The organism is Microcystis sp. LE19-8.1F, from assembly GCF_027531715.1.
In the GTDB taxonomy this organism is placed as follows: Bacteria; Cyanobacteriota; Cyanobacteriia; order Cyanobacteriales; family Microcystaceae; genus Microcystis; species Microcystis wesenbergii_A.
This window is the reverse complement of sequence record NZ_JAPZSO010000180.1, coordinates 1-7691: the sequence shown is the minus strand read 5'-3', so window position 1 is coordinate 7691 and position 7691 is coordinate 1. Positions and strand designations below refer to the sequence as shown.

1 protein-coding gene and 4 pseudogenes are annotated in these 7691 nt (G+C 43.6%); 3 read left to right on the top strand and 2 right to left on the bottom strand.

Features of this window, described 5'->3' with window-relative positions:
* Positions 1 to 123: 123 nt before the first annotated feature.
* A pseudogene (locus O9334_RS17230) lies at positions 124 to 1023 on the bottom strand (potassium channel family protein); the annotation flags it as partial.
* Positions 1024 to 1902: 879 nt separating this feature from the next.
* Between O9334_RS17230 and ltrA the strand changes: the two are divergent.
* The 3 pseudogenes from ltrA to O9334_RS17215 form a co-directional block, all read left to right on the top strand.
* Positions 1903 to 3739, top strand: a pseudogene (gene ltrA, locus O9334_RS17225) (group II intron reverse transcriptase/maturase).
* Between the two features lie 186 nt (positions 3740 to 3925).
* Positions 3926 to 4810: pseudogene (locus tag O9334_RS17220) on the top strand (DUF4351 domain-containing protein).
* A gap of 73 nt (positions 4811 to 4883) precedes the next feature.
* A pseudogene (locus O9334_RS17215) lies at positions 4884 to 5054 on the top strand (ATPase); the annotation flags it as partial.
* Positions 5055 to 5158: 104 nt separating this feature from the next.
* Here O9334_RS17215 and O9334_RS17210 read toward each other — a convergent pair.
* Complete coding sequence (locus O9334_RS17210) at positions 5159 to 7210, bottom strand: NAD(P)H-quinone oxidoreductase subunit 5 (RefSeq protein ID WP_288001414.1); 2052 nt, start codon at positions 7208 to 7210, stop codon at positions 5159 to 5161.
* Positions 7211 to 7691: the final 481 nt, after the last annotated feature.

Here is a 7691-nt window from a genome sequence, read left to right as displayed (position 1 = left end):
CTTTAAACTCTAAGACAAACATTTTACGCAGGGGGGACTTAGACAAAATCAGTATAGCACAATAAAAGTTAAGTTAACAAGATATAGTTTAAAAAGCCGTCCTAAAAGGACGGGGCTTTAACCCAAAATTTCGGTAAAAATTTTGATACTATCGGGGGTAGATTCGGCCACTTTTTCGTTACCTCCGGCGCCGGTAATCATCCCGACCGAGAAATAGAGGGAATCGACGAGGGAAATTTTTTGATTAACGCTGAGATAGGTAACGGTAGCAAGGGAAATCATCCCCAGGAGGGAAAGGGTGACAAGAATTACTGGTTGGACATAGTGCTGATAGGGACGGAGATTGAGTAGATTTCTCAGCCACTTTTGCAGTTTAAAACGCTGTTTTGCTCTAATTGTCGGTTTATTGCCGATAATGAGATGATCGCCAGTTTGGAGTTTTTTGCCCGAAAGAACTGCGGAAACCAGATCGATTTCGTCGTGAGCGGGGAGATAATAGATTAACATCCGGGCCGGATCGTCCCAAAGTTCGTAAAGGGGTAATCCCCACCAAGGATGATTTTCCTCAATAATTATCTCTTGAATTGGCCAAAGGCGATCGAATAGCTGTAATTGACCGATAGCTTTATTACCAAGGGCAGCAAAGGAAAAGATCGGGGCTGCTAGGGAAGCAACGCTCATGCTAACGTGAGCAGGGAGGGTTTGATCGAGTCTTTCTCCCAAAGTTTCGTTAAATAGTCGGTTAACTATCCGAATTTTCGGGTTAATTATCCTGGCGCGGGTGAGAATTTCCAGATTGAGTGCGTCGTTATCGATGGCCAAAACTAGGGTTTCTGCATCTGGAAGGCCAGCTTGCAGGAGAGTTTTAGGAGAGCAGGGATCGCCGATAATAATATCAGACTGGTATTCGCAGACCATTTGGCGATCGCTAATCGCCGCTACTGCCGCAGATTGTTGTTTGAGTAAACAAAAGATTTTATAACCCGTGCGACCTAATCCACAGACGATGATTTGCGGTTTCATTCGTCGAGCGCGTTTTTTGCTGATTAACCTTTCAGTCTTAGCGCAAAAACTAGGAAAAATCTGTAACTAAAGCTGCAATGCTGCCAATTTTTCCAATCAGGCTTTTAAAATGATAAAATAACCCTGATCATCGATTGAATAACTTAGGTCTTGACTCGCTTTCTTTGGGATAAATTTAATCTAGATGTGCGAAACGTTTAGGCATGAAATAGGGCTGAAATGCCCGAAATAACCGCCTAGTAAGGTCTTCAGTCCCCCGACTGAATCTAAGAGGTCAACCCAGACCAACCTTATAACTGTTTATATGTCCCAACGTTTAGTATCACCCGATACCAAATCAGGCAAGGGGACTCAAGGTCAATACACTTTGTAACAATTAATCACAAATCGTTACAAAGCTGAGAGTAACGGCGATAGCCACCCCCAGATTCAGAAATCACAACTCTGGGACTGAAGCGGGGAACGGAAGGCTCCTAGATGTAACCTAACATCCAAACCGAGACCACTGCCAACCATCCAAGATTAGGCGTGAGCCAAATGTCTGACGTGAACCATCGTAAGTGTATAGCAGTGAAATAGGTTGACACACTGCGTTCAAAAGAATAAGGGGAATAGTGAGGAAATATTACATTCACTTACATAGACCTTTAAAGTACCCCGGTGGAGAGGACAAATCTAAAGATGGAACGCCCATATAAACGGAACGTGATAAACCCTTTTAGGCTCTGAGTATCGGTCGAAATACCCAGTAGCGATAAGTGTAAGCGCAAGCCTCTAAGGGTGTGTGATGTAACCAAAAGCCAACGCCCGACAGTAATAGTCAGGATATGCTAACGGGTTACGGTTTGATTGTAAGGATAGAGTCTAGTAGGAGTCTATATGACGAAATCGAGAGAAGGTAAAGGATTCGGGAAACCGAAAACCACTAAGACTACGAATGTATGGAAAGCTATCAATTGGGCGAAAGTCCAAAGATACGTTTTCAAGCTCCAAAAGAGGATATACCAAGCGGCTAAATCGGGACAGGATGCAAAGGTTAGAAGGTGGCAACGTCTATTGGTGAAATCATACTATGCTCGTCTATTAGCAGTTCGCAAAGTAACCCAAGATAATCAAGGAAAGAAAACAGCAGGAGTCGATGGAATGATAGCAATATCCCCAGAACAAAGGCTAAATCTAACCGAAGAAATCAAGGGAACACTCAAAGCAAAACCGCTAAGAAGAGTATGGATTCCTAAACCCGGGAGGGATGAAAAACGCCCACTAGGAATACCAACCATCAAAGACAGAGCCAGACAAGCGGTGGTTAAATCGGCACTTGAACCAGAATGGGAAGCAAAAATGGAAGGAACCAGCTATGGTTTCCGACCCGGAAGGTCTGCCCATGATGCAATATCGAGGATATACCTCAGCATTAATAAAAGTAATTACTTTGTATTAGATGCTGATATTGCCAAATGTTTTGACCGAATTAATCACGACTCTTTACTGTCTAAAATTCATTGCCCAAGTTCCCTGAAAAGAGACATAAAACAATGGCTCAAAGCAGGAGTATTGGATAACGGCGTATTTGAAGAAACAGAAACAGGGACACCTCAAGGAGGGGTAATAAGTCCACTACTAGCCAACATCGCACTGGATGGAATGGCAAGATTGATTGAAACACTATTCCCTAGAAAGGGTAATAAAACTCAAGCTGTTTTAATAAGATACGCCGATGATTTTGTAGTAATTTCACCATCACTCGAAATCATTGAACAGTGCAAAACTGCCATTTCTGAATGGTTAAAGCCTATTGGATTAGAAATTAAACCAGAAAAAACCAGAGTGTGTCACACACTCAAACCTACTGAATACAATGGGAAAATGGAAAAACCCGGTTTTGACTTTCTAGGATTCAATATCAGGCAATATCCAGTAGGAAAATACAAATCTGGGAAAGATGGGGCAAAACGATTAATTGGTCACAAAACCCACATCAAACCCAGCCAAAAAGCAGTTAAAACCCACACAGAAGCGATTAAAGGTGTAATCAAAAAACACAAAACAGCACCTCAATCAGCCCTGATTAGTCACCTAAACCCAATCATTAGAGGATGGGCTAACTACTACTCAGGAGTAGTATCTATGGATACCTTCACAAAACTAGACCATACAATCTGGTTAATGTTAAGGGCATGGACAGTATCAAGATGCGGTAAAGCGAACCACGAAAAGCTGAGAAACTACTTTATACCGGGTACAGTTAAACTCAACAATGGGAAAGAAAGACATGAATCTTGGCTATTTCAAACCAAAGACGGTCTCTATCTATGGAAACATAATTGGACACCAATTGTCAGACATACCCTAGTACGCCCCGAAGCTTCACCTTACGACGGAAATTGGACTTACTGGGCGACCAGACGAGGACAAGCAATCGACACACCGACAAGAGTAGCCAAACTACTTAAGAAGCAACAAGGCAAGTGTAGCCGATGTGGGCAGTATTTCACCCCATCGGACTTAATTGAAGTTGACCACATTCACCCTCTAAGCTTAGGCGGAAAGGATGAATATAAGAACCTTCAATTACTACACCGCCACTGTCACGATGATAAATCGGCATCTGATGGAAGCCTAAAATCATCTAGTTTGACACCTAGTCAACCCAGATAATACAAGGTTAACCAAAAGAAGTCAAGCTGCATCCTTAACAAGGGAACAGTCAAACTAGGAGCCGTGTGAGGTGAAAGTCTCATGCACGGTTCTGAATGGGAGGGGAGGTCGGTGACGACCTTCTCGACCCCTAATCAAGGACAACCAAAAGATGTCAAGTTGTATCCTTAACAGGGGAACAGTCAAACTAGGAGCCGTGTGATGCGAAAGTATCACGCACGGTTCTGAATGGGAGGGGAGGTCGGTGACGACCTTCTCGACCCCTAATTACCTCGAAACCTTTCTCTCTTCTTCCGGTGACGTGAAAACTAGCCTTGATGTGACGGCAGAAACTCAAGAAATCGATGTGTATTTTCGGCCGACTTCTCCCAAAATACCGCCTGAATTAGGCTTATTAGGCCGATTAGCTCAAACCCCTTGTTTATTGGAACCCTATCGCAATCCAGTCACGATTGAGGGCATTATTGCCTGTTTATCTAAACTGTTTACTGTGCGGGAACAATTACAAAGAGAAGCTCACCGTCACCAACAACCCTTATTAGCATAAAATATTCCTAGACTATGGATACTAACTCCTACTGCCAGTCAAAGAATTATAACTGCTTTTTCCGCTCAATTAAACCCAGATTGGGGAGAAGGAATTTATTTTTTACCTCCAGCATTAACCACAGCCCTTATTGTCCTACATCAATTACCCGAAACCCCTGAAACCCTTTGGTTAAGATTACTAGGCAGAGGAGGAACCAGAACCAGAGCGATTGATGAATTAGAGGCATTATCTTCTAATCATCCCTTTAAATCAGCTGCCTTAAAATTATTATACAATTTGAGTAGAAACTTGCAAGCCTTACCCAAAAGAACCCAAGAGGAGAGGAAATTTATTATGCGTTTAGCCCCTTTATACGAACAAGATAGAGAAAAAGCTATTCAACAAGGAGAAGCTATCGGACTTCAAAAAGGAGAAGCCAACCTAGTGCTACGCTTACTTAAACGACGTTTTGGTGAACTACCCCCGCATATTACCGAAACTATCCAAAAACTCTCAGTAGAAAAATTAGAAGACTTAGGAGAAGCATTGCTAGACTTTGAGAGTCAAGCTGACTTAATCAATTGGCTTAATCAAGCCTAAAACGGGAAAGGCAATTTTAAACTCATCTGATTGTTTTCTTGATCCTCAGGAAATTGTAATTACTGGACTTCCACCTTTATCTAGAGAGGAGTTAAAAAATAACCTAGATTTATCTGCCAGTGATTTAATCAATGGTTTACAATCCTTGCAACAACGTTATTTAACTCAAAGGGAGCAAAACCGATTTCAATTATCATCTATTTTTAAAGAGTATATCAAAAGCGATCGCTTTACCCAAATATGACTATAAGAGTTTGCTACCCCTAAATTCCCCTTAAAAAGGGGTACTTAAAGCCGAAAAAAGGGGCTTTGCGCCCCCTAAAAATCTTTAGTCAACGGATTAAAAATCTACACCAGACTATAGACAATTACTAAACCCAAAACTGCGGCAAAGACAATTAAAGCGTAGAATTGGGCGCGACCATTTTCAAGGTATTTAAGACCTTCACCACTGACAAGAGTAGCTAAACCAGTTAAATTCACCGCCCCATCGATAACCCGATAATCCACTTCCATAATTTGCCGCGCAAGACGACGACAACCCTGGACAAAAACTCGATCATAGAGATTATCAATGTACCATTTGTTCAGGGAAAAACGATACAAAACGGGGAATTTTTGGGCAATAGTTGCGGGGTCAATTTTCTTCTGGAGATACATCAAAGAAGCGACAGTAATCCCGATTAAAGCAATCCCCACCGAATTACCCGCCATAATCAGAAACTCTGTCCAATCAAAAGCATGAACTTCTTCTACCACTTCGTTAGGAACATGAATAAAACCCTCGAAGAAATTCTGCCAAGGTTTACCCACCAAACCAATCAACAAAGAAGGAACCGCTAAAATCATTAGAGGTAAAGTCATCGTAATTGGCGATTCGTGGGGTTCATGGGCATGATGGCCGTGGTTGTCTTCTTCCTGCGCTTCCGAGTCCAATTGCTTAACATTCATTGCCCCCGGTCCAAAAGCCGGAATCGCGCCCGCATTGGCTAACAGTCGGCGTTTAATCTCCTTATTAGTCCCTCTAAACTCCCCTTCAAAGGTGTTAAAGTACATCCGGAACATATAAAAAGCTGTTAAACCCGCAGTGGCCCAACCGATTAACCATAAGGACGGGTTCGCCTCAAAAGCTAAACCGAGAATTTCATCCTTCGACCAGAAACCAGCGAAAGGAGGAATCCCACAGATGGCCAGAGTTCCCACCAGGAAAGTTAGGGCAGTAATGGGCATATACTTGCGTAAACCGCCCATCATCCGCATATCTTGCGCTAAAACCGGCTCATGACCGACCACATCCTCCATACCGTGGATGACCGAACCAGAACCGAGGAACAACATCGCTTTAAAATAAGCGTGGGTCATCAGGTGGAATAACCCGGCACTATAAGCGCCGATACCCATAGCCATAACCATATAACCCAATTGGGAGATGGTGGAATAGGCTAAACCCTTTTTTATATCATTCTGGGTGAGGGCGATACTTGCCCCTAGAAAGGCGGTAAAGGCCCCCGTCCAAGCAATTACCGTCATCGCCGTGGGAATTGGCTCAAAAACGGGATACATCCGGGCAATCAGGAAAACTCCAGCGGCCACCATCGTGGCGGCGTGAATCAGGGCCGAAATCGGGGTCGGACCTTCCATGGCATCCGGTAGCCAGACATGAAGGGGAAATTGGGCTGATTTGGCCACCGGTCCAAGGAAGACTAAAACGGCGAATAATGCCGCTAAACTGCCGGCAATGGCTCCAGAAGAGACTAATTCCTCTAGACGTTCACCCATGATATCAAACTCGAAGCTACCGGTGGCCCAGAAAAGACCCAGCATTCCCAGTAATAAGCCAAAATCGCCGACGCGGTTGGTAACAAAGGCTTTTTGACAGGCCTCGGCAGCCGCCGGACGAGTGAACCAGAAACCTACCAGCAGATAGGAACACATCCCCACCAATTCCCAGAAAACGTAGATCTGGACGAGGTTAGGACTGATGACCAAACCGAGCATAGAACTGCTAAAAATGCTCAGATAGGCGTAAAAACGCACATAACCGGGGTCATGGGCCATGTAACCATCGGTATAAATCATCACCAAAAAGGCCACGGTGGTGACGATAACCGACATTAAAGCACTGAGGTGATCGATCGTATAACCCATTTTCAGGTGAAAGTTACCCGCCGATGCCCAATCGATCATTTGGGTATAGGGAGCGTGTCCATTGATTTGACTCCACAGCAGCGCAAAAGACAGCACCATCGACGCACCGAGGGTAGAAATGATCAATACAGCATTCACCTGTCGCAGACGATTGGTGACTTCATTAAAGGAAATTAAGCCCGCGCCCACTAGGGTAGCGCCTACCAAAGGCAGGACGGGAACTAGCCACGCGTACTGATAAAGCGGTTCCATTCAGTAATACCTAGTTTACAACTTCACACTATTTGGTTTATCTTCATCTATTGTGACATAGGTTAATTCTTAAGAAAGTGTTTATACCTAGTTTTGCTCAATAGGGCGGCGAAAGGTCAAAGGATCTTATCAATTTGGCAGTTTAGCGAGCGGGACGGTAATTTTTAGGGAGAAGCGGCAAAATTATCGAATAACCACGAAAGCAAGGAAACGATTAAATACGGGTTTCTCCTAGCCAATACGACAATTTATTTAGTACAATTTAACTATACCGATCAAAATTAGTCCAAAAGGGAAATCATTCTTTATATAGTGCCTGTCACAGTTAAAATCATTGAGTTTGACATCCTCACCGCCGTGAACGGACGGTGATTCCCAAACCTCACGATTTAGGCTTCGGCCGTGAGCTCAGCCGAACGGTTTCTGTTTCTTTCCCGAAGGATTTTTCGCACCTGCCTTAACAGATTTACTCTGTTCTGGT